This window comes from Mesorhizobium sp. P2_B11 (assembly GCF_056404855.1).
Genome location: NZ_JBFUDF010000014.1, coordinates 1 through 21,596 on the forward strand (window position 1 = coordinate 1; position 21,596 = coordinate 21,596).

14 protein-coding genes are annotated in these 21,596 nt (G+C 63.9%); 3 read left to right on the plus strand and 11 right to left on the minus strand.

The window, feature by feature from the left end; genetic code table 11:
• Together AC1DYJ_RS30255 and AC1DYJ_RS30260 are read right to left on the minus strand one after the other, a co-directional pair.
• Window positions 1–2,015: DUF5801 repeats-in-toxin domain-containing protein (locus tag AC1DYJ_RS30255; RefSeq protein WP_477426355.1), on the minus strand; the 2,015-nt coding region annotated here is incomplete at its 3' end.
• Between the two features lie 334 nt (window positions 2,016–2,349).
• Window positions 2,350–2,874 carry a response regulator transcription factor gene (locus AC1DYJ_RS30260; protein ID WP_477288754.1) on the minus strand — a complete coding sequence of 175 codons (525 nt, stop codon included), beginning with the start codon at window positions 2,872–2,874 and terminating at the stop codon, window positions 2,350–2,352.
• A gap of 464 nt (window positions 2,875–3,338) precedes the next feature.
• On the opposite strand from AC1DYJ_RS30260, the gene AC1DYJ_RS30265 reads away from it, so the two are divergent.
• The gene (locus AC1DYJ_RS30265) at window positions 3,339–4,448 is read left to right on the plus strand and encodes an OmpA family protein (protein WP_477288657.1); all 1,110 of its coding nucleotides are present in this window, start codon (window positions 3,339–3,341) and stop codon (window positions 4,446–4,448) included.
• 40 nt (window positions 4,449–4,488) lie between these two features.
• A complete protein-coding gene (locus AC1DYJ_RS30270) occupies window positions 4,489–5,721 on the plus strand; it encodes a caspase family protein (protein ID WP_477288756.1) in 1,233 nt (410 codons plus the stop codon).
• 21 nt (window positions 5,722–5,742) lie between these two features.
• Here AC1DYJ_RS30270 and AC1DYJ_RS30275 read toward each other — a convergent pair whose 3' ends face one another.
• Window positions 5,743–6,315 carry a DUF6931 family protein gene (locus AC1DYJ_RS30275; protein ID WP_477288659.1) on the minus strand — a complete coding sequence of 191 codons (573 nt, stop codon included), beginning with the start codon at window positions 6,313–6,315 and terminating at the stop codon, window positions 5,743–5,745.
• Between the two features lie 318 nt (window positions 6,316–6,633).
• Here AC1DYJ_RS30275 and AC1DYJ_RS30280 point away from each other — a divergent pair, with 318 nt between their 5' ends.
• Complete coding sequence (locus AC1DYJ_RS30280) at window positions 6,634–7,170, plus strand: OmpA family protein (protein WP_477288661.1); 537 nt, start codon at window positions 6,634–6,636, stop codon at window positions 7,168–7,170.
• A gap of 87 nt (window positions 7,171–7,257) precedes the next feature.
• On the opposite strand, the gene AC1DYJ_RS30285 is transcribed toward AC1DYJ_RS30280, so the two are convergent.
• The 8 genes from AC1DYJ_RS30285 to tagH form a co-directional block, all read right to left on the minus strand.
• The gene (locus tag AC1DYJ_RS30285) at window positions 7,258–8,910 is read right to left on the minus strand and encodes a caspase family protein (protein WP_477288663.1); all 1,653 of its coding nucleotides are present in this window, start codon (window positions 8,908–8,910) and stop codon (window positions 7,258–7,260) included.
• 233 nt (window positions 8,911–9,143) lie between these two features.
• Window positions 9,144–11,540: a M23 family metallopeptidase gene (locus tag AC1DYJ_RS30290; RefSeq protein WP_477288665.1), complete on the minus strand. Its 2,397-nt coding sequence runs from the start codon at window positions 11,538–11,540 to the stop codon at window positions 9,144–9,146.
• The gene (locus AC1DYJ_RS30295; protein ID WP_477288667.1) at window positions 11,537–11,995 is read right to left on the minus strand and encodes a DUF1036 domain-containing protein; all 459 of its coding nucleotides are present in this window, start codon (window positions 11,993–11,995) and stop codon (window positions 11,537–11,539) included. Before AC1DYJ_RS30295 ends, AC1DYJ_RS30290 begins: the two co-directional genes overlap by 4 nt.
• 11 nt (window positions 11,996–12,006) lie before the next feature.
• Window positions 12,007–14,304 carry a serine/threonine-protein kinase gene (locus AC1DYJ_RS30300; protein WP_477288669.1) on the minus strand — a complete coding sequence of 766 codons (2,298 nt, stop codon included), beginning with the start codon at window positions 14,302–14,304 and terminating at the stop codon, window positions 12,007–12,009.
• On the minus strand, window positions 14,301–15,059 hold the full coding sequence (locus AC1DYJ_RS30305) for a PP2C family protein-serine/threonine phosphatase (RefSeq protein ID WP_477288671.1): 759 nt from the start codon (window positions 15,057–15,059) through the stop codon (window positions 14,301–14,303). The genes AC1DYJ_RS30300 and AC1DYJ_RS30305 overlap by 4 nt, the downstream gene beginning before the upstream one ends.
• Before the next feature lie 151 nt (window positions 15,060–15,210).
• Complete coding sequence (tssM, locus tag AC1DYJ_RS30310) at window positions 15,211–18,729, minus strand: type VI secretion system membrane subunit TssM (protein ID WP_477288673.1); 3,519 nt, start codon at window positions 18,727–18,729, stop codon at window positions 15,211–15,213.
• The gene (gene tssL / locus AC1DYJ_RS30315; protein ID WP_477288675.1) at window positions 18,726–20,258 is read right to left on the minus strand and encodes a type VI secretion system protein TssL, long form; all 1,533 of its coding nucleotides are present in this window, start codon (window positions 20,256–20,258) and stop codon (window positions 18,726–18,728) included. The genes tssM and tssL overlap by 4 nt, the downstream gene beginning before the upstream one ends.
• Window positions 20,259–20,502: 244 nt before the next feature.
• A complete protein-coding gene (gene tagH / locus AC1DYJ_RS30320) occupies window positions 20,503–21,525 on the minus strand; it encodes a type VI secretion system-associated FHA domain protein TagH (protein WP_477288677.1) in 1,023 nt (340 codons plus the stop codon).
• Between the last annotated feature and the right edge of the window lie 71 nt (window positions 21,526–21,596).

The following is a 21,596-nucleotide window of genomic DNA, read 5'->3' on the forward strand; positions in this document are numbered from 1 at the left end:
TGATCGAGGGTGACGCTGCCCCCAGCGCTGACGGAGACGGTGAACACGAGGAGGTTGGTGGTGGCGGTGCGGCCTTCAACGACGCCGCCAGTGAGCGAGAGGACAACCGCCTCATTGGTCGCGGTGTCGACGAGGCCGGTCGCGCCCGCCGTTATGCCGAGCGCATAGGTCAGCGTGCCGGCGCCGTCGGCGCCGAAGGCCGAGCTGAAGTTTGCGGCGACGCTCTGTGTGTCGTTGGTGGCGAGCACCGACTCGTCGACGGTCAGCGTTGGCTCCACACCGGTCGTGGAGATGCTCGGACCATCATCCCTAAAGTTGAGATTCTGGCCGATGTTGAGCGTGGCCGCCTGGTGGTCGCCGTCCTTGTCGGTGATGGTCGCGGTGAGCCGGACAAGATTGTCGTTGGCGAGCGTCTTGCTTTCGTCCGCGTCGTTGGCGTTCGGGTGGACCACCGCCCGGATCTGGTTGAGGGTGACGTTGCCCGAGGCATCGACGGAGACCGTGAACACCAGGGCGCTGGTGGTGGCGGTGCGGCCTTCAACCACGCCGCTGCCGTTGACCGACAGCACGACCGCCTCATTCGTCGCGGTGTCGACAAGACCGGTCGCACCTGCGGTTATGCCGAGCGCATAGGTCAGCGTTCCGGCGCCGTCGGCGCCGAAAGCCGAGCTGAAGTTGGCGGCGAAGCTCTTGGTATCGTCGGTGGCGAGCACCGACTCGTCGACGGTCAGCGTCGGCTCCGTGCCGGTCGTCGAGATCGATGGCCCGTCATCGTCAAAGTTGATGAAGGAGCCGACCTCTTCGCTGTAGGCGTTGGGGGTCGTCGTCGTGAAATGGAACTCGGTGATGTCGCACCCTTCGTTTGCATCGACCCCCTTGACCGTCATCCGATCCATCGGGCCGCTGGTGGTGATATCCACGGTGGTGATGTTATCGAGCCCGGTGATGGTGACGACGCCGGTGCCGAGCCCGCTGACGATGACGTTGCCGCTCCCCGTGGCATAGGTGCCATTGGCGACGATTGTGGACGCAAATCCCGATGTACCCGTCAACTTGAGGCTGGTGATGTTCACGGCGTTGGTCGCGGTGCCGTCGAAGAAGTCCGTGCCTTGCTCGTTGCCGGTATTGTTGAAGGCGCTGATTTGGACGTCCACCCGCTTGTCCGGATTGGACGGCGTGATCTGGTTGATCGTGAACCCGGCTTGCGTGATGGTCTCGACATGGCTGCCGTACTGGATTTGCGAGGCTGTGCCCGCGGCCAGGTTGCCGCCGGTCACAAAATCGACCTGCAGCGTTTCGTTCGGATTGATGCTTTGGTTGTTGACGCCGAAGCCCTGTGTGCTGACGTTGGCGGTGCCGCCGTTCAAACCGATTACCAGAAGCTGCTTGGAAGCGTCATTGGGCGAATTGATCAGGTAGAAGTCATGATTGCCGGGAGCCGCGTTCTGCCCCGAGAAACTGACCGTGGTGGTCCCCGAGACCGAGGCAAACACCTTGTTGGTCAGGTCGATGCGGTCGTCCGCGTTGTTCGCGTCCGGATGCTGCAGCGGCACATATTCCACCGTGTAGAGATCCGCATTGGTGGTGCTGGTGCTGACCAGCCCAATCGAGAAGGCGAGCGGCCCGTTCGCGGCGGGCGCGGCGGCTGCATCGGAGGTGCCGATGACGCCGATCACGACGTTTGCATGCGTTGGGTCTTGGAACAGCCAGACATAATTGCCATCGACCGTCTTGATGCCGCTGTTCACGCCGACGGTGGTGGAAAACGGGGTTCCGGAGGCGTTCTGCGTGAGAACGACCGAGCTGATGGTTTCCCCCGCGCTCGCTGATGCCACCACGAAGTTGGTCTTGAAGGCGACCTCCGGCGAGGCCAGTCCGCCCACGGCGTCGAGGCCCAGGAGATATTGCAGCGTGGTGTTGGTGCTGTGTGGCGGGACGGACGCGTTGACATCATTGTCCTGAAGACCGGTGGTTTCGTCGACGACGACGTCTTGAGTTGTGATGTCGAGTGCCATGGAGATTCTCCCCTTTTTGAACGCATCAAGAAAGAGGATTCACCCCCCTCTGATGGCGCATGCCTCTACCCCGAGTGCATCCGCTGGCGCGCAGAATTGCGGCGTTTTATCCTCCATTGTGCCGCCGACGCTGAGTACGCGTCCATTCGCGGTTCGATAGTGTTATGGTGAATGCCCCTACCTGATCGAACGATATACATCCTTCGACAGATCGAGCCGCGACAGGCGCTCGCAGGCAAGCGTGTCGGTTTGGTGGATCGATCGATATGTCGCGGGGTTTCCGGCGTGTTGCCGGTATCCTGTCGACGCAGTGCCAACTGGCCGAAGGGAGGGATCAAAGCCCGCTTTTGTGACTTGGTCTCGGATGGTCCGGACGTTCGCCAAAAGTCGCCCAGGCGAGTTCCGCCCTGCTGCCGAGACGCAGCTTCTCGTAGACGTGATGCAGATGCATCTTCACCGTGCCTTCGGACACATGCAGCCGCTGCGCGATGATCTTGTTGCGCAGGCCGCGTGAAACAAGGCCGGCGACTTCCGTCTCGCGTCCGGTAAGTTTTGGCTCGGGCTGAGGCAGCGGTCTCGGCGTCAGCATATGCTGGAGGATGTGGTCGTCGACCCACTTTCGGCCGGCTGCCACCGCATTGACGCATTCGACAAGGTAACCGTGGCTGATGCCGTCCATCAGCAGGCCGTCGGCATCGAGTTCCGGGATTTCGTTGAAGTCGAATCCGCCGTTTGGCTGCAGGATATAGATGATGCCCAGAGGGCTGCTGGTGGCTCTCAGCCTTGCGGAAAGACCGGCTGCCTGCCGGTCCGCAACATCCAACCCAATGATGACAAGATCAGGCCGGTGGCGCTCCACCAAGGGGAGAACCTCAATCGTGTGGTGGCATTCTGCGACAACGCTATGTCCCGCCTTACGCAAAACCCACTCGAGACCGGCGAGATAGACCCCCCGCGGGTCCGCTACAACCAGGGTCGACATGCGAACACCGTCCGTAAAAAACGCAACGAACTTTGTTTAATATGTCAGGAAATCAGAGCTTCGGTCGGTTGTCAAGAAGTTGCTAATATTATAATATATTCAAGGCTATGAATGGCATTTTCTGCGCGTTCGACAGGCGCCGTCGAAACGCTCGTGGATGCGCAAGGTGCCTCTGGATTTTGACGCTGTTCAGCCGCCGGTGATGACAGATTTTTGACCGGTCTTCTCCCGAGCAGACCGGCGGAGCTACTCGCTAACCCCAATCAGATGCTCTATGCTTGCCAAGGTACGGCGTGCGACCGCCGTGATCGCAACTGAAATATGTTATCGCGGGGGCGTGCATGTTCGGGGCCGTCGAATTCGTTCGGCATGAAATGTCGATTTCCAAGCGCTGGCGCCTGCCGGCCGTGGTGGTTGCGTTGTTCGGCCTGTTGCTGCTTGCGCCGGAAGTGGCGAATGCGAAGCCGAACTGGACGCTCGATCCGGCGAATTCGACGCTCACCTATCAATCGGTAAAGAAGAACACCATCGTCGAAACCAACAAGATCCGGAACCTCTCCGGCACGCTGACGGCTGATGGCGCCGCAAAGGTCACGTTCGACCTCAACTCGGTCGACACCGGCATCGATCTTCGCAACGTGCGCATGCGCTTCCTGTTCTTCGAGACTTTCAAGTTTCCGACGGCGGAAGTGACGGCGAAAGTCGATCCCGCCGCCTTCGCCGATCTCGCCACCAAGCGGCGCATGAACGCGCAGATCCCGTTCCGCCTCAGACTGCACGGTGTCGACAAGGACCTTCAGGCCAATGTCGTGGTCACCATGATCACCGACAGCATGGTGTCGATCGCCTCGGAGGCGCCGGTCGCTGTGCATGTCGAGGATTTTGGCCTGCTGCCCAACATCGAAAAACTCCAGCAGGCGGCCAATGTCAGCAGCATCGTGCCGACGGCTTCGGTGTCTTTCGACTTCGTCTTCACCGCCGATGGCGCGAAGCCGGCGGCGGCGCCTGCCGTTGCGGCCGCAGCCCCGGCCGATGCCGGGCCAGTCGCCACTGATGCCGGCAAGACGTCCTTCAGTGACGATGAATGCCTGAACAGGTTCGAGGTGCTGTCGCGCACGGGCGCCATCTATTTTCGCCCGGCCAGCGCCCGCCTCGATGAGAAGAGCCGCCCGTTGCTGGCCGAGGTGGTTGGCGTCGTCGGCAAATGTCCGAAACTGAAGGTCGAGGTGTCGGGCCATACCGATTCCGACGGCTCGCCGGCGGCCAACAAAACCCTGTCGGAACGGCGCGCCAGGGCGGTCGCCGATGCGATCATCGCGGCTGGCATTCCATCGGCGCAGATCACGGCTTCCGGCTATGGCGAGGAAAAGCCGGTGGCGCCGAACGATACGCCGCAGAACAAGGCGTTGAACCGGCGGATCGAGTTCTCCGCCACGCCGCTCGCCAACTGATCCGGCCCGCTAACCGAAAAGGAACCCGGTGCATTTGGATATGATTGCAAGTTGCGGCAAGTTCATGCGCGGCATCGGCCTGGCCGTGCTGGCGCTAGTGTTGAGCGTGAGCGCGGCCAGTGCCGAACGCCGCATCGCTTTGGTGCTTGGCAATTCCCACTACCAGAATGCGCCCGTGCTGCCCAATCCGGTGAACGACGCGCAGGCAATGTCCGATCGCCTGAAGGGCCTTGGCTTCGAAATCGTCTCCGGCCTCGACCTCACCAAGGCGCAGACGCAGGAAAAGATCGCGCAATTCGCCAAACAGGTGCGCGGCGCCGATGTCGCGCTGTTCTTCTATGCCGGTCACGGGTTGCAGGTCTCCGGCAGGAACTACCTGCTGCCTGTCGATGCTGCGCTGGAGGACGAGACCTCGCTCGACTTCGAAGCCGTGCAGGTGGATTTCATCCTGCGGCAGATGTCGCGCGAGACCAGCATCAGGCTGGTGTTCCTCGACGCCTGCCGCGACAACCCGCTCGCCGATGTGCTGGCCAAGGAGACCGGCGGCGACAGCGCCGCAAGCAGCGGCCTTGCCGAAATTCCGATCGAGAATGGCGGCGCCGGCACGCTGGTCGCCTTCGCCGCCAGTCCCAACCAGCTGGCCTATGACGGGTCGGGCGAACACTCGCCGTTTTCGGCAGCGCTGCTTTCTCATATCGGCGAGGCCAATGTCTCGATCACCGAAGCGATGAACCGGGTTACGTCCGATGTGTTCAAGGCCACCGCCGGCCGCCAGCGGCCCTGGATCAACGTCTCGCTGACCACCGACGTCGTGCTTCACAAGGTCGATCTCAATGCGCCGCTGATCGTCGGCGATTCCAACGCGGCTGCGCCCGAAGGCGATTCGCAGACGCGCACCGGCGCCGCCATCAACCCGCCGGGCACCGACGCTGGCGAGCAGGCGCTGGAAAAGCTGCGTGAGGAAATTCCGAAGCTGGGCTCGGACGCGCCCGTCCTTTTCGATGTTCCGGTCAACTTTGGCGACCCGGCGATCGACGGCAAGAGCATCGCCCAGCTGATCCAGGGAAAGCCGCACTTCAGTCCGGTCGAAGGCCTGCAAAAGTCGGTCTGGGACAATCAATGCAGCAACTGTCATCAATGGACAGAGGAGCGGCTGTGCGACCAGGCCAAGACCTACGTCACCAATGACGTCTCGGTGCTGCGCCTGCAACATCCACTCGGCACACGCTTCAAGGTGGCGCTCGGCAGATGGGCGCAAAACGGCTGCAAATGAAACCGCTGCAAGTCAGAGCAATCAGGCTCTGCGCAGCGCTTCGGTTTCGGCCAGATGGATGCCCATTTCGACAAAGGCGGTGAGCACCGAGAAGCGATCCGTCACCGCAACCCGCGCCAGTCCGGCCAGAATGCCGGCGTTGACGGCATGGGCAGCGGGCAGCGGTCGCAGCCTCGACGCGTTGGCCTGATCGGCCGCGCCATTGACATGCCGTTGCACCGCCAGCGCGATCCAGCCGGCAGGAGTCTGCTGCCGCGCCATCGCCGCCTCTGCGATAGCCGCCCGGCGGCTTGCATTGCCGGGTTCGCCGACCCAGTCCTGGATCAGCGCCAGCGTTTCGAGATCCTGCTCCTCGAGCAGCTCGGTCAGATGGCCCAGGCACTCATGGCCCCACCAGATCGCTGCCCGGTCGGGAAGCAGGTAGGCGCAAAAGGTGATCGCTTCCTCGGGAATGCGCCCGGCCATCAGCCGGCGGCAGAACTCGAGCGAGGGCTGATCGGTGGGAACGGCCGTCATGTCCCGGGCAACAGCAGCGTTCGCGGCGAAGAGATCGCGTGCGGTCTGGAATCGAAGCCCGTTGACCATCGCTGCCATTGTCCTCCCCCAGGGCAGCTCTCACTCAACGCGCCTGCGAGGCGCGGGTCAAGCCTGTCGACCGCCACATGTCCATGACGTTGTTCACAGACAAACGCGCCACGCTTTGGTATATTCCACAATCAGACCCACGACTCCGAAAAAAGGCGAAGCCGGCTTTCGGAGAGAGATTCAGGGTCAAACGGAACATGGAGCCTGGCCGTCTTGGTCCGACGGATCGGGCTTTGGTGACATCGGAAGCTCAGAGCAATTCAAGGAAGAAGCGGCTTTCCGCCCGGAATTGTGTCGAAACAATGAGTCAGAGCAGGAGTAACCGTTATGCAGCGGGGCATTTCAGTCTTAGCGTTGGCAACCGTGCTTTTTTCGACGCACGCCTACGCCGACCCACTTCAGAAATCGGAAGACATTGTGAAGTTTTTTTCCGGCGCGATCGACCACGGCGCGGCGCGCGGAATCTGCGTCGGCACCGAGGATGAGTGCAAGAGCAAGACCGACCAGAAAGATAAGTCGTCGGAGAAGACCGGCCTCGATATGCTGATCAATTTCAGCCTGGATTCGTCCGAGCTCGATGCCAAGGCGCGCAGCGAACTCGACGAGTTCGCCAAGGCGCTGAAGGACGATCGGCTGAGCAAGCTGTCCTTCGTCGTCGAAGGCTATACCGACGCGTCCGGTTCAGCGAACTACAATGAGGGCCTGTCGCAGCGCAGAGCGCAATCGGTGACGGCTTTCCTGGAATCCAACGGCATCGAGTCCACGCGCATCACCGCGGTCGGGCGGGGCGAGGCCGATCCGCGCAACCCCGACCCCTACAGTCCCGTCAACCGCCGGGTCGAGATGCGGATCAAGGCGCAGTAGCTTAGCGGGCTGCGTCTTTCGACCGTGATTAACAAAACGCCGCGCGTCCAACGGACACGCGGCGTTTTTGCTGTTTGATGTAATCGATCAGTTCTTGAGCACGCCGCCGACCGCCACGCCGGTGCCGAAGATCAGCGCCTTGGTCAGGAAATCATTGTTGTCCTGCGGCGGCGGTTCGTCCTCGCGCACGACCTCGCGGTTGCGCCTTTTCTGCACGAGCTGCTGTTGTCCGCGCGGCTTCTGGGCATACTGCTTCTTGCGCGGTTTCTCCGCCACCGGCTTCAGCGTGCGGGCCTTCTGCACCTGCTTCTTCGGCTTGTCCACGCCAGCCTGGTCGGCCTGATGCTTGGCGCGCACGGCCTCCATCATCGGATCGGTCTGGATCTCCAGGAAAGCCAGTTGCTCACGCGTCAGGAAAGTGGTCGGCGGCAGCCCGTTCTCCTCTTGCCAGTCGCCGATCGCTTGCCGGGTCTTGGCGCCGATGTTGCCGTCGACGCGGCCGAGCTCATTGCCCAGCGCTTCGATACGCAATTGCAGGTCGATACGGCCCTGGCGGTCGAGACCGATGGCGTTCTCGGTCGCCTCGGTGCCGAGCACCTTCTTCATGTCGTCCGAAATGCCGACCGAGGTGCGCACGGCAGAGCCGGAGTTCGCCTCATCCGCATCAACCGCCGCGACCTGCCGCTCCTGGGCTTTCGGATCCTTCAGCGCGTCGATGTTCAGCCGCGCCACCGTGGCGAAGCGGCCATTCGGGAACTGCTCGAGATAAGCTTCGTAGAACGGCGCGGTGTTGCGCTTCGAGGCCTCGTCCCACAGCCGCTGTTCGACCTCCCAGGACGGAGGCTCACCAACGACCAGGGCGGGAGCTGCTACGGCCGCCGCGCCGGCTGCGTCGGTGGCTGGCTTTGCTGCGGGCGCCGCCGCCACGACGGGCTTTCCAATGAAGACCTCGCGCCCCAGCGATGCGTTGTGCCAGGGCCGCTGGCGGCCTTGGGTGGTCTCGGTCACTTCGCCGCGCACCCGGGTCAGCGCGCTCTGGATCTCAATCCCAGGTTCGGTCAGGTGCCTGGCGAGTGCGGTGGAGTAGGGGCTGTTGACACCGTTGCCGTCGAAGGCGATAGCGCCCGGATCCGTCGCATAGGCAATCAGGATGCCACCTGTGCCGACACCTTCCGATTTTGCTTCGATCGGCGCCAGGCCGGAGCCCAGCGAGCGCGTCTTCGGCAGCGAGGCAGCCAACGTCCGTGCCAGCGGATTGTCGCGGCAGGCATCGAGGATGATCACGCCGACCGCCGGGTCGGACGGCAGTGCCGCCATGAATTCGTCGATCTGGACGGTGCGGGTCTTGAGATAGGCCGGCGACGTCAACTCGGCGTCGACCGGGATCAAAAAGTTCTTGCCGTCGACCTGCATGCCGTGGCCGGCATAGAAAATGACGGCGAGGTCGGCATCGTAGGACTGCTCGGTGAATTTGCTGATCAGGCTGTGCATGCCGGCGTTGTCCTGGTCGACGCCCTCGATCACCTCGAAGCCGGCATTGCGCAGCGTCGATGCGATCAGGCGCGCATCATTGGCCGGGTTGGGCAACTCGACGGCATGGACGTATTTGCTGTTGCCGATGACCAGCGCGACGCGTTTGGCGCTTGGTGCGCCGGCATCCGGCGCTGCAGCCTGGGCGGTGCCAAGCGCGGTCAGCATCAACAGAAAAAATCCGCTCAAAAGGACGGCAAACGCTTTCATGGGATCGGCCCTCCGCCCCAATGGGGCGCGTTATTGATGTCTGCGCATGCTAAATTTCACCTGCGACACAGTCGCTTCTGCCAAAATGGCTGTTGGGTGTATGTGATCCCAACCACAGTTTTGGTTCACGACGGACCCAAAAAACTTTGTCCAAATATCCGCTAATATACCATTCGCTGGCCTCAAAACCAATCGGCCTGGCGAAAACCGGGGTGGCTGGGCACTGAAACTGGTTAACCCGGCTCAAGGCTGTTCTGAAGCGAACCGACCAGGGCCGTGATGGCCTGCTTGTATTTTTCGAACTCCGGCGATGTCTGGCGGACTTCCGTCGTTGTTGTCTGGCCTGCATCGGTCGTCGCAGGCGTCGGCAGTTTGCGGCCCATTTTCCGTTCCGCCCAGTCGACGACGTAGCTGGCGGTCTTGCCGGTAAGAAATGGGTTGGCCTGGATGACGGCCGAGCCGAGCACCGCGCTCAACTGCGCCGATCCCGGCGACGCCAGCACCTGATGGGCGCCTTCCATCCCGAGGAAGTGGCAGAGATAGAGCCGACCGGCGGTGATCTGGTGGCCGCGCGCCTTGAGATAGGCCTCGCCCTCCCTTGCCAGATTGCGCACCATCTCGCGCGAGATGGTGGCGTCGTAGCGTAGCGCCAAAAGGTCGGCGGTCGACAGCGAGCGCGCCAGTTCGGGACGATAGGTGTTCATCATCCGGATCCACGTCTTGGAGATGAACTGGCCGGCGCCGGTTGCCGAAGACAGCGGGTTCTTGGCCCGCGCGCTGCCGCCCGATTCGACATGGACGATGCGGTCGGTCAGTGTTTCGACGGCGGGATCGCTGGACGTCGCGGCGATCGCAGCGGTCGCGGTGCCCAGCGGATCGATCGCCTCGCCGCTTTGATAGAGTTCGAAATGCAGATGCGGCCCTGTCGACAGGCCGGTGGTGCCGATATAGCCGATGATGTCGCCGGCCTTCACCTTGGTGCCGACACCGCTGGCAATGGCGAATTTCGACATATGCGCATAACGCGTCTCGCGGCCGCCGGAATGCGCGATCTTGACCACATTGCCGTAACCGCCGCCGTCGCCCTGGAAGGTGATCTCGCCATCGAAGGCGGCGGAGATCGGCGTTCCCACAGGTGCCGCCCAGTCGACGCCCTTGTGGATGCGGACCACGCCCAGGATCGGATGCTTGCGCGGCCCGAAGGTCGACGTCATGACGCCGCTGACCGGCGTCACCATGCCGTTGGCCACGGTCAGCGAGCGCACCTGATCGTCGCCCGAGACGCAGGAAAACTGGCCGTCGCTCTGCTGGAAGACGAAACACTCGAGGCTTTTTTGTGCGCCCTGCACGCCGACATAGAGCACCCGTCCGTCGGTCTCGTTCTTGCCGCGCGGCGTTTGCGAATAGATCAGCACCAGGCGCTGGTCCTCGCTGGCAAAGGCGTCCAGATCCTGTCCGCGCGACAGATACATGATGGCTTCGCCGATGATGCCGCTCGGCACATTGTTGCGCGCAGCCGTCGAATAGATCGCGTCGAGCAGACGGTATTGCCGTTTCTGCGTGCCTTCGGTCTCGGCGCCCGAATAGTTGAACAGGTCCTCGCGCACCCACGGGTCGACACCCGACACGAAGGCGCCGGCCGCATTGCGTGTCAGCGTGCCGACAAAGACATTTTTGGCGTAGATCGAGACCTGCATCAGCGACATTGTCGTGGTCTCGCGGGTCGGCCTGAAGCCGCGCATCGCCACGACATAACCGGGCTGCAGGCCGTCCTTGTCGAACAGCGCCTTCAGCGCTTCGCCGGCAAGCTTTGCGTCCTCGGCGGAAAAATGTGCATCGAGCGCAACGCTGTCCAGGCTGCGATCGTTGAGGATTTTCACGAACGTGTCCTCGGTCGCCTCGAAGCGCTGGTATTCCGAGGTGACGATGGCAACGCTGGTGTTGTTCTCGACCGATGTCTTCTGAAAGGCGGGCAGTGCTGCTTCGCCTTCATCGATGGTCTCGCCCCAGCCGGCTTCGGGGTCATCGGCTGCCGCCGAGGCGCCCGGAGCGGCCTGTGGATCAGGAGCTGGGCCTGGAGCCGCCGGGGCTTCGTCCGCGCCGGGCAAGGGTTGAAGATCGTTCTGCAGGTCATTCTGCGGATCGCTGGGTTCGGTCGGCGCAACCGCTGTCTTTCGCTGCGCCTGGAAAAAGGCGAAATCCTCCTGCGTCGACGGGATCGTCGTCATGAATTTTTCGCTGGCGCTGAGCATCACGTCGGACAGGACTTCGATCTCAGGCGAGATGCCGGCCTGGTCGAGCTCCGCCGGGCGCGGCATCGCGCGGCCCTTGGTTGCAGCGCCGGCCTCGGGCGCCAGCGTGATCCACATCGGGTCGCCCGCCAGATCGATGATGGCCGGCACATAGACCGATGCGTCGGCCGGCACGTCGTCCGAGCCTTCGACGGCGTGCAATTCCTCGTCCTCGTCGCCAAACGACCAGTAGTCGGCGGTGAGGTAGAAGCCGGTGGCGATCGCGGCAAGGACGACGACCCCTAGACCTACCGCCAGCCCGAGCCAGATCCTGCGCCTGCGCAGCGCGGCCCGCGCCTGCTTCTTTGCCTTGAAGCTGGTGTCGATGCTGTGCGTCACGGCGCGCTTCCGGTCAGGAAGAAGGTCCAGCGCACCTGTTCGAGCGTATCGACTTCGAGAAACTTCGCGGCGATATGGCCGCGTTGCCAGCACTCAGTGATGCCGCGGATCGAGAACCGCCGCCGCTCGATGCACATGTCGGTGGAGCCTGCCAGGATGGCATGGCCGAAGACATCGGTTGCGTAGATGTAGATGTAGCGGTTGGTCAGCTCCTCACGGATGACGTTGACGCATTGATTGGCGCCGATGGTCCACCAGCCATCGGTCTGGTCGGCGTCGTCGACCTTCTGGCCGACGGCGAGATTGACGACGTCGAGCGTCTGGTTGCAGACGGTGAATTCGGCACGCGCTTGCCCAGTGGACAGAAACGCCAGCAAGAGCGTCGCACCTGCGATCGTGGCAAGCTTCACGCGCGTTCGGGCAAACAGGACGGGATCACGGCGACGGCGTTCCATCGGCGTCCGTGCTACCCGCCGAGGCGGAAATATTTGGCGGTCGCCGAAAATTCCGAGCTCCTGGCGCCGATCTCGTCGAGGATCCTGGGCAACAGCGCCGAGGCCGGCGTCGGCGTCGAAAAATCCGCCGCCTTGATCTCGTCCGGACCGGTGATCACCATGATGATCTGCGGCAGCGCCTTGCCGCCCGCCTTGTCGGCGGCGCCGAGCGCGATCGGGATCGAGAAAGTCGCCTTGTCGGCTTGTACGACAACCCGGTCGTCGAGGTTGAAGGCAATGCCCCTGTGGTCGATCAGGATTATGCTGGACACCAGCCCGCCACGCGTCACCAGCGTGCCGTCGATCGGCGAACCGTCCGGCACCGATGTCTGGTCGAGCACGAGCTGCGGTCTGTCGGCCGTGCTTGCCCCCATGAACCGCAGGAAGTCGGTGATCCCGCATTGCGTCGGCTGGATAAGGCGGACGCTGATGTCCGGCTCGACATGGAACTTGGCCTGGAATTGCCCAAGCAACTGTTCGAAGGGCGGCACCGACGTGCCGAAACCTTCAATCGCGACACCTTTGTCGGTGGCCGCTGTCACCGTCGCATAGAAACAGTCGCCACCATTGAAGGCGCTTACCCAGGTGACCCGCTCCGCGGCCGCACCCGTGGGCGGCGGCACCTCTGGTTTGGGCACATTCATGGCAATATCGGGCTGGCTTGGCTTGGGCTCCACGGTTGGTTCCGGCGCCTGCGCCTTGGGCGTTTGAGCGGTGGGTTCCGGCGTCGGCGCTAAGGGTTTGGGTGCCTCAGTCGTTGGTTCAGGTGTTTGCGTGGCCGGCTCGGGTGCGGTTGCCTTGGTCTCTACCGGCGGGCTGGTAGGCTCGGGTTTCTTCGCGACATCGGGCTGCGTCGGGATGGAAGGCGGTTGCGATGAGACCGTTTTCTCGGTTGGTTCGGCTGGCTGCGGAGTGTTCGACGCGACCGGCTGCGGCGCGACCGGCGCTTTGGCTTGATTTTCCTCTGCCGGTTGCGGCTTTGGCTCTTCCGCCGGCGCAGTGTCCGCAGCCGGCTTGTCCGCGACGATCGGCTTGGTCGGTTGGAGCGGTGGTGTCTTGCCGGTGTCGGAGGCGCGAGGTCGGTCTCCGAAACCCACGATGCCCGATGCATAGAGCCCCCCCAGCGATGCCACGACCACCGCTGCCAGCGCCGCGATCGTCAGGTTTCGGCCTGTGGTAGCAGGCTTCGTCGGTGTGCTTGCCCGCTTGGGAATTTCAGCTGCCGGCTTCGGTTGCGTCAGAAGCGCCGGGCGCACGTGCGGCACGAAGGATGGCTCTGCCGCGCCGCTCGCGGGAGCCGCACCGAACTCTTGAGCCTGCGAACCCTCGACCTTCGAGCCCGACCCGGTAGTCTGCCCGGTTCGCGGCAGACCCGGCCGCGGCGCAAGCGAGGCCGGCGGCAAGGTGGCGTCGTCATCCTCGCGCGTCAGCCGGGCGATTTCGGCCATGCTGGCCGGCCGGTCCTGCGGGTCAGGCTGCAGCATCGCTTCGACAATGTCCCTGAAATCGGCATCGATGCCGGAGAGATCAGGCACGGTCCGCCGCTTTTCGACGATCTCGTATTGCGAGCCGCCCATGTCGATCGGCTTGCCAAGCAGCGCCGCTGCCAGCACCAGTCCCAGGCTGTAGATATCGGACTGTTCGCTGACTTCGCCGCCGTAGAGCCCGAGCTGCTCGGGAGAGACATAGTTGTATTTCCCGGCGAACTTGCCGCCGATCAGCGTCTCGCCGCCGACCGCCGCCGATCGCGCAATGCCGAAATCGATGATCTTGGCGCGATCGACCCGGCCGCCCGGCAGGATGATGTTGTCGGGCGAGAGATCGCGGTGGATGGCGCCGGCCTGGTGCACGGCGCTCAGGCCCGACGCCAGCCGGTGGCACAGCCTGCGCACATCCTGCGTCGCCATCGCGCCGCCGCGCATGACGTCATACAGCGACTGGCCGTCGACGAATTCCATCGCCAGATAGGGTCGCGCTATACCGGGGTCGATGGTGAAGACGTGGTAGCGCACGACAGCGTCATGCGACAAATGGTTGAGGATCGAGGCTTCCTTGCGAAACAGCGACAGGATCGTCTGGTCGCGGGCAAATTCCGGCAGCACGATCTTGATCGCGACGTGATCGCCGGTCTGGATGTTGTGGCCGCGATAGACCTCGCCCATGCCACCCGAGGCGATGCGTTCGTCGAGCTCGTAGATGCCGCTGAGCTGCGTGCCGACGCTGGTATCGGCCATATTGGGCAACAGGCGCGTCTTGTCGTCGGAGCTCATCGGTTGTGGCCTCCTGCTTGGGACAGGCCATTGCCTTTGTCTCTGATCTTGACCAGCACGATGGTGACGTTGTCGGTGCCGCCGCGCTCAAGCACCATGGACAGCAGCTTTTCGCAGGCAGCCTGTGGCGCGGCCGAGAGCACCGCTGCTGCGATCTCGGCGTCGCTGACATGCGCGGTCAGCCCGTCCGTGCTGAGGATGAAAACATCGCCGGCCAGGGTCTCTCCTTGCTGGAAGTCGATGTCGATGTCGTCGTTGACGCCGATGGCGCGCGTGATGACGTTGCGGCGCGGCCAGTTCTGCGCCTCGGCCGCGCTGATCACGCCGCTGTCGAGAAGTTCCTGAACCTCGGTGTGGTCGCGCGAAATCTGCGAGATCGCGGCGTTGCGAACGAGATAGACGCGGCTGTCGCCCGACCACAGGCAGGCGAACCTGCCGTCCATGGCCAGAAGGGCTGCAACGGTGGAGCCGATGGTCACGCCGCGCGAGCGTGCGATCCGGCGGATATCGGCATGCGCCCGGTTCAGCCGGTCCTCGAAGCGCGCACGCAGATCCGGCGCCGAGCTGGCGATGCCGATCGTCGCCAGATGCTCGACGATACTCGCCGACGCGACCTCTCCGGCCTCGTGCCCGCCCATGCCGTCGGCCACGACCCAGAGGCCGATCTGCGGCTCGACCAGGTAGCTATCTTCATTGTGGTCGCGCACGCAGCCCTTGTGGCTGACGCCGTAGCTCTCAAAGGCGGCACCGCTCACTTGCCTACCCTCCGCAACGCCTTGTCGCCTGGCCAGTCTGCCACAGCCCCATCCATTAGCGTATCGAAATCTAGGCCGCAGGCGATGGACGGCATGATGCCGCCGCTCTCGCTCCGCCCCGCAATCGCCGATCCTGCCATGCAATTCCCCATCAGAAGGCCTTTGGACAGCTGAAGGCGGAAAGCGCCGGCAGCGTGAAGGGGTTGCCGTCCTCCCCGGTCTTGATCGTGTAGGCGACATCGCGCCCGCCGATGACGAAATGCGCTTCGAGACTGTCGCCATTGGCGGTGACCTGGCCCTTGTCCAGCAATCGTTTCAACGCCCAGGGGCCGTCGAACTTGATTGCGGACTCGCGTCCCGGCAGCTCCGGCGTCAGGCTGAGACTGGCCGAACCTGTCTTGCCCGGCCACGGAATCAGGCCCGGCGTGTTGCCGGCCTGGGTGGCCTGCAGCACCTGGCCATCGATATTGAGCAGCGCCATGTCGGCGTCGCCATGCAGCGACAGCGGCGTGAAGGTGATGTTGATCGACGGCGCTGGCCCGCCGAGCGGAAAGAAGGCCGCGCGTATCTGTGCCGCAAGCTGAAAATTCCTCAGCGTCGATTTCGCCAGATTGCGGCCGAACTTGGTGTCCTGTTTCCAGTCCCAGTCCTGGCCGCTCATGTCGACCAGCGACGCCAGGTTCTGCGCGAAGAACCGGTCGAGCACCCCGCCCGGAGAAAACAGCCTGGCAAAATCGGCCATCGCGACATCGTCGGTGCCGGCAGGGGCGAATGGAAAGCGCCCGGCAATCACCTCTTCGCAGGGGCGGCCGACCGTCTCTTCCAGCATTTCATTGAGATGCGTGGTTGACGTTTCGGCGACAGTGCCCTCGAAATCATCCGCAGCCGCACTGACCATCCTGGCTAGCGCCTTCGGCAGCCGCGAGGCGTTGGCGCGCAGCGTCGAGATCTGCAGCTGCAGATTGGCGTTGGCCTGGTCCGTCTGCGCGGGGACATCGGCCGCCAGCCGCACGCTTTGATAGATTTCGCGGAAATTCTGGGTCAGGGCATCGAGCGGGCGCTGGCCGGGTGCGCCGGCTACCAAAGCCTGAACGGAGCGGAACTGGGCTTCGATGTTGGCGCCCGGATCCTGGCTTTGCGTGCTGACAAAGGCGGTCCCGGCCCGGCTTTGCGATTTGCGCGCGGCGAGCTCGATGCCGATGCGGGCGAGGCCCTTGGCGCGCGCCGCGGCTTCCTGGTCGCTGTCCTGAGGCGCGGCCGGATTGCGCTCTTGCGTCAAAGCCGTTTCGCGCGCGATCGCCTCGAACAGCTGCATCAGCGGCGAGTTCGGCGAGCCGGCTGCGGACAGCGCCAGATATTGCGGCTTGTCGGCGGCCATCGCCTTGAATTTCAACCTGTCGAGCACTTCGTTCCACGCCGCCGCAAAACCCTTGCCGTAGCGATCGAGAAGCTCGGGGCCGAGCTTCAGCAACTCCTGGTCGAAGCCGCCTTGCTCGCCGCCGCTGCCGATCACCCATTGATCGTCGACCAGCGCCTGCGCCACCCTGGCGAGCTGCGCCAGATAGAAGTCGAAACCGGCATGGGTGAAGAGCCCGGGGACGCGAAGGCCGGCAAGGTCGTTGGCGTCAGTGCGCTCGAACAGCACCGGTGCTTCCGCGCCGGCCTGCTGCGACACCGAGAAATCGTCCAGCGCCGCCGCATAGGTGGCCGACTGAATGAGCGCGGTGGCGCGGTCGGCGAGCGTCATACGGCCGAGCGAGCGCTGGGCGGATTCGACCAGCGAACGGTTGAGTTCGAAGGTGGGGTCCTGGTCGTCGTCGAGCGCCAGCATGGCTCGCAAATGCTTCTCCAGCTGCGCCCGCCCGTCGCGATTGTGGGCGCCGGGGTAGCGGTTCTGCTCCCAGTCGCGCTTCAGCCAGGTGACGACCAGCTCGTCATCCACTTTCGGCGCCTTGCCGCCCAGCATCAGGTAGATCTTCAACGGCTCGTACAGCGCCATCGGATCGGCCATTTTGGCCTCGATCGTGCGTTCGAGCTGGAACAGCAAGCGTGAGCGGAACATCCGCTCCAGCCCCTGCCGGTAGGCGGTCTCGGAGGCCGACAGGATACGCTCACGCTGGCTGAGGCCGAACGTCGCCTTGGCCGGCGTCGGCTGGTCTTTTGCGTCATAGCCGGCCGGCAGGCTGCGCAGCGCATCGAGCGCGCCGATGACGGTTTCGAGGTCCGCATCCGACACCGTCGTGTTGCTGAGCAGCGGGGCTGCTGTCTGGCGATATTGGCCGGCCGCCTGGCTGGTGGCGGCGACCAGCGATTTGTTTGTTGAATAGCTCAGGCCGAGGACGCCAAGCCCGGCGATCGCTGTGGCCGCGATCGCCGCCAGGCCGGCATAGCGGGCGATGGTCACCCGCCTGTCGGCTGCCTTGTCATAGGACACCCAGCCGGACTCGGCGAAAATCACGCGGCTCAACAGATCGTGCAGGAAGAAGCTTTTGCCGGTGCCGGAAAGATGCGCCTGGGCGTTCTTGCCGAAACTGCGGCCGATGCTGCCGAGCAGCTGGTCGATCGGTGTGCCTTCTTGCGTGCCGGAGGAAAAATAGAGGCCGCGCAAGGGCGCGTTCAGCTGCTTGCGCGTCGGCTCGAATACGCCGTCGAGGAAATGCACGATCCGACCCTTCAGCGCGCCGAGCTGCGCGGCGAAGCCGAAAATGGCGATACGGGCGACGGGATCGGTCTCCGCCTGCAGCCGCTCGCTCATCTCCTCGCTCAGGCGCTTCACCAGCGCGTCGAATTCGGCCGGCGCCTCGCCGACCAGGTTCAGGCCGCGCTCCGCGGTCTGGAAGGTAGCGCCCCAGACTTGGCGCCGGCGCGCTTCGTCGAATCCGCCGAAAGTCTCCATGAAGCCGGAGACCAGGTCCGCCTTGGTGAACAGCACATAGACCGGAAAGCGGACCTTCAGAACCGTGTGAATTTCCTGCAATCGGCTGCGTATCTCGGCGACATGGGCGGCCTGCTCGCCGTCCGCCATCAGGTCGGAGAGGCTGATCGCCAGGATGACGCCATTGATCGGCTGCCGCGCCCGATGCCGCTTCAGCAGCGACAGGAAGGCGAGCCAGCTTTTGCTGTCGGTTCGGGCGTTGGAATCCTGCGTCGTGTAGCGCCCGGCCGTGTCGATCAGCACCGCCTCGTCGGTGAACCACCAGTCGCAATTGCGCGTTCCGCCGACTCCTGCCACCGGCTGCGCCTGACCCGACCCGGCAAGCGGAAAGTTCAGCCCGGAATTGACCAATGCTGTGGTCTTGCCCGCTCCCGGCGGGCCGATGACGATGTACCAGGGGACATCGTAGAGGAAGTTGCGCTTGCCGCTCGACTGCCTGAGCGTCGCAACCGCCTCGTTCATGCGGGTTTCCAGCAGCTTTGCGTCGCTGCCGTCATCCTCGGCGCTGGCCATGGCGGCCTCCAGCGCCTTTTGCGCCTTGCGCCTGCGCCAGAACCGGATTGCATAAATGACCGCCACCGTACCGACGACGACGCCGATGATCACGGCGCGCAGCCAGACGGGGTCCAGCGGCCGGGCGCCGGCGAAACGGATCAACGGCCCGGCGAACCAGACAGCGGCGGCAAAGCCGGCCAGCGCGAGCATGCTGAAGATGCGCAGCAGCCAGCCGGTCACAGCGTCTCCTCCCGCGGGATCATCACATCGACACGGCGGTTTTTGGCGCGGCCCTCGGGCGTTGCGTTGTCGGCGATCGGCTCGTCCTCGCCCTTGCCCTCGACCTTTGTCCGCGACGGATCGCTGAAATGTGCGGCGATCATCTTGTCGACCGATTGCGCCCGGGCGACGGAGAGGTCGAAGTTCGACTTGAAGGCGCTCGTCTTCTTCGGTTTGACGTTGTCGGTGTGGCCGACGATCCGGATCGGCCCGCGCTCGGCATTGAGAGCCGCCGCGATGCTGATGGCCACGGGTTCGAACTCGGCTTTGACGTCTGCTTGTCCGGACTGGAACAGCAAGGCGTTGCTGATCTCCACGACGATGAAATCGCCCTTGGTGCCGACACTGACGCCGCCGGCTTCGATCTCCTTGCCAAGTGCTGCGCGGATGCGGTCGACCTGCGCAATCGTGGCTGGCGCTGCGACGACTTTCACCTCCTCGGTCAGCGGCACGAAGCCGGTGCGCTCGATGGTGACCGGCGTCGCCGGATTGAGCGCCAGCAATTCGCCGGCGACGGCCTCTCCATCATTGGTGATGAGCACCCGCAGCGTGAAAAAGGCTGCGGTCAGAACCGCCGCCGTCGCTGCGGCGATGGCCCAGAGCGGAACCCGCCTGGAGCCTTGCGCCGACGTCAGCGACAGGCCTTGCCAGCGCAGCGAGATGTCGTCGTCGCCGTGGGCGCGGAAATAGGCCAGCGTCTCGTAGACGTCGCGGCGGACACGCTCCAGGCCCTCGCGCGCCTGGCCGCGATACTGGCCTTCGAAGCCAAGCGACAGGCAGACATGCATCAGCTCGATGAGATTGCGGTGCGGTTCCGGTGTCGCCAGCACCGTGTTCAGCGCCTGGAAGAAACCGGCGCCGGTGGGTTTGACCTGGAAGAAGTGCTGCAGCATGGCGTGCTGCGACCACGCATCCCGGCCGGAGCCGGGCAGATTGGCGATGATATCGTCGGCGGTTTCGCAAAGCACATAGCTGGCAATGCGCGCATCCTCTTCCGAAGTATCGGTCCTGGCGATCTTGCGGTCGAACTCCTCGATCAGGCCGGCGACATGCTCGGCCAGCGGCTCGGCCTGTCTTTCGATGGCCACCAGCCGCAAGTGGCCAAGCAGCATCAGCAAGGGTGCCGCGGCAGCAACGATCGGGTTGGCCGTGCCATAGTCGACGCTGTCGCTGGCGCCGAGCAGCGCATCCCACGGCGTTGTCTCTGCCGTTGCGGCCGAACCATGAAACGACGGATCGGCGGGCGCTGCGGTGAAGGGCGCGCCTTGATAGATCACTGTCCCCGTGACATCGGCCTGCGGTGGCGGCGGGCGGCCGGCGTTGGGATCGAAAACCGTCGATTCCGGGATGCCGGCAGGGGCGATCACGGTGCGGTTGGGCGCCGGCGCATCGCGGGCGAGAACCGTCTTTTGCTTGCGGCCGGGATTGAGGCGGCTGGGGCGGATGACGGTCTTGCCGGCCGGATCGAAAGGATCGTCCTTTGAGCTCATCGTCGATCGTGCCCCGACGCGCGCGCGGCAGCGCGACGCACAGCGCCATGTCCGCGCCAACGCGGAGCACAGGACGCTATCTCGTCGTGACGTGACATGTGCCGCAGACCCCCGAGGTCGACCAACCGTACCCGCGTGCTCAATCGTCGTATGTGATCGTAGTCTCAGAAGGTTGCGATTGAAACCCGGCGCAATTTTGGTCGCCGGCCGGTCTGCGGATCGGCTTCATGGCAGGCTAGGTCGGTCAGCCCTTGCCTGTCGGTTTCTGTTTGGCGGCCTTGGCATAGGCTTCGCTGAAATAGGTGAGGAATATGTCCAGCAGGCCGTTTTCGTGCGCTTCCTCCTTGGCCCGCCACGTTGCGACCATCGCATCCCAGGCGTGCGTCTTCCTCGAGCCAAAGGAAGACGGCGGCAGTTTCTTGGCGATCGCCTCGGGCGACAAATCGTCCAGCAGCCGCGCCAGCGCTGCCTGCATGGCGGCGAAGGTGGCGAATTCATGCGTCTTGAGGTCGTGGAATGCGTCTTCGATGCTATGCCTGGCGCCGAGATAGCCGGCCCTGCGCCGCGCAAACATGATGTCGAGGATTTCGTCGGTCCCGGGCACGAACTTCAGCGGATTGTTGTCGGCGGAATTGATCATGGTTCGATCGCTGGTCTTGGCTAGGACTTTTGCCGCGGCGCGCGCCTTCAACAGCAGCACCAGCTCGTCGACGACGATCCGCAGCACCGCGCCGATCTCGCCGGCAACCTCATGCGGCTGGCGCAGCAGGAGCACTTCCGGCGGAATGCCGGCGCCGGCCGCAATCGCGCGCAGGATCTCGTCGGCTTGCTGTGGCCGGCCGGAGACCGAAGCCGGTGGCGCGGTCGGCGACCGGGGCACTGCGACATGGTCCGGAAAGGATCCGGCGGGCATCTGCCGTTGAGTCGAGCCATGGCCACCGAAGGCTGCGTTGCCGTCATCGATCGATACCGACACGATATAGCGGCCGATCCGGAGCCGGTCGCCCTGGGCAAGCCGGTGCGGGCCGGCCAGGCGCTGGTTCGAGCCGTTGACGAAGGTGCCGTTGCGCGAGACGTCGTGGAGAAAGAAAGCGCCGCCTTCATAGCGGATTTCGCAATGCCGGCCGGAGATGAATTTGTCCGGATCGGGCAAGGTCCAGGCGCAGTTCTCGCGCCCGATCTCGAAGCCGCGGTCGCGTGATGCGTAACCGGGCGGCAGCCCGGCAGGCAGGACATCGACATTGCTGATCTGCAGACTGATGAACATGCAATATGGCCTGTCGACCGCTGGCCTTCCCATTGATCCGATGCGCCGCAGTCTAGCAGTTTGCGGGCACT

What these genes read in the sequence shown, in the direction of transcription:
- AC1DYJ_RS30265 (WP_477288657.1), top strand. Translation starts at nt 3,339, where the DNA reads ATGTTCGGGGCCGTCGAATTCGTTCGGCATGAAATGTCGATTTCCAAG.
- AC1DYJ_RS30270 (WP_477288756.1), top strand. Translation starts at nt 4,489, where the DNA reads ATGATTGCAAGTTGCGGCAAGTTCATGCGCGGCATCGGCCTGGCCGTG.
- AC1DYJ_RS30275 (WP_477288659.1), bottom strand. Translation starts at nt 6,315, where the DNA reads ATGGCAGCGATGGTCAACGGGCTTCGATTCCAGACCGCACGCGATCTC.
- AC1DYJ_RS30280 (WP_477288661.1), top strand. Translation starts at nt 6,634, where the DNA reads ATGCAGCGGGGCATTTCAGTCTTAGCGTTGGCAACCGTGCTTTTTTCG.
- AC1DYJ_RS30285 (WP_477288663.1), bottom strand. Translation starts at nt 8,910, where the DNA reads ATGAAAGCGTTTGCCGTCCTTTTGAGCGGATTTTTTCTGTTGATGCTG.
- AC1DYJ_RS30295 (WP_477288667.1), bottom strand. Translation starts at nt 11,995, where the DNA reads ATGGAACGCCGTCGCCGTGATCCCGTCCTGTTTGCCCGAACGCGCGTG.
- AC1DYJ_RS30300 (WP_477288669.1), bottom strand. Translation starts at nt 14,304, where the DNA reads ATGAGCTCCGACGACAAGACGCGCCTGTTGCCCAATATGGCCGATACC.
- tssL (WP_477288675.1), bottom strand. Translation starts at nt 20,258, where the DNA reads ATGAGCTCAAAGGACGATCCTTTCGATCCGGCCGGCAAGACCGTCATC.
- tagH (WP_477288677.1), bottom strand. Translation starts at nt 21,525, where the DNA reads ATGTTCATCAGTCTGCAGATCAGCAATGTCGATGTCCTGCCTGCCGGG.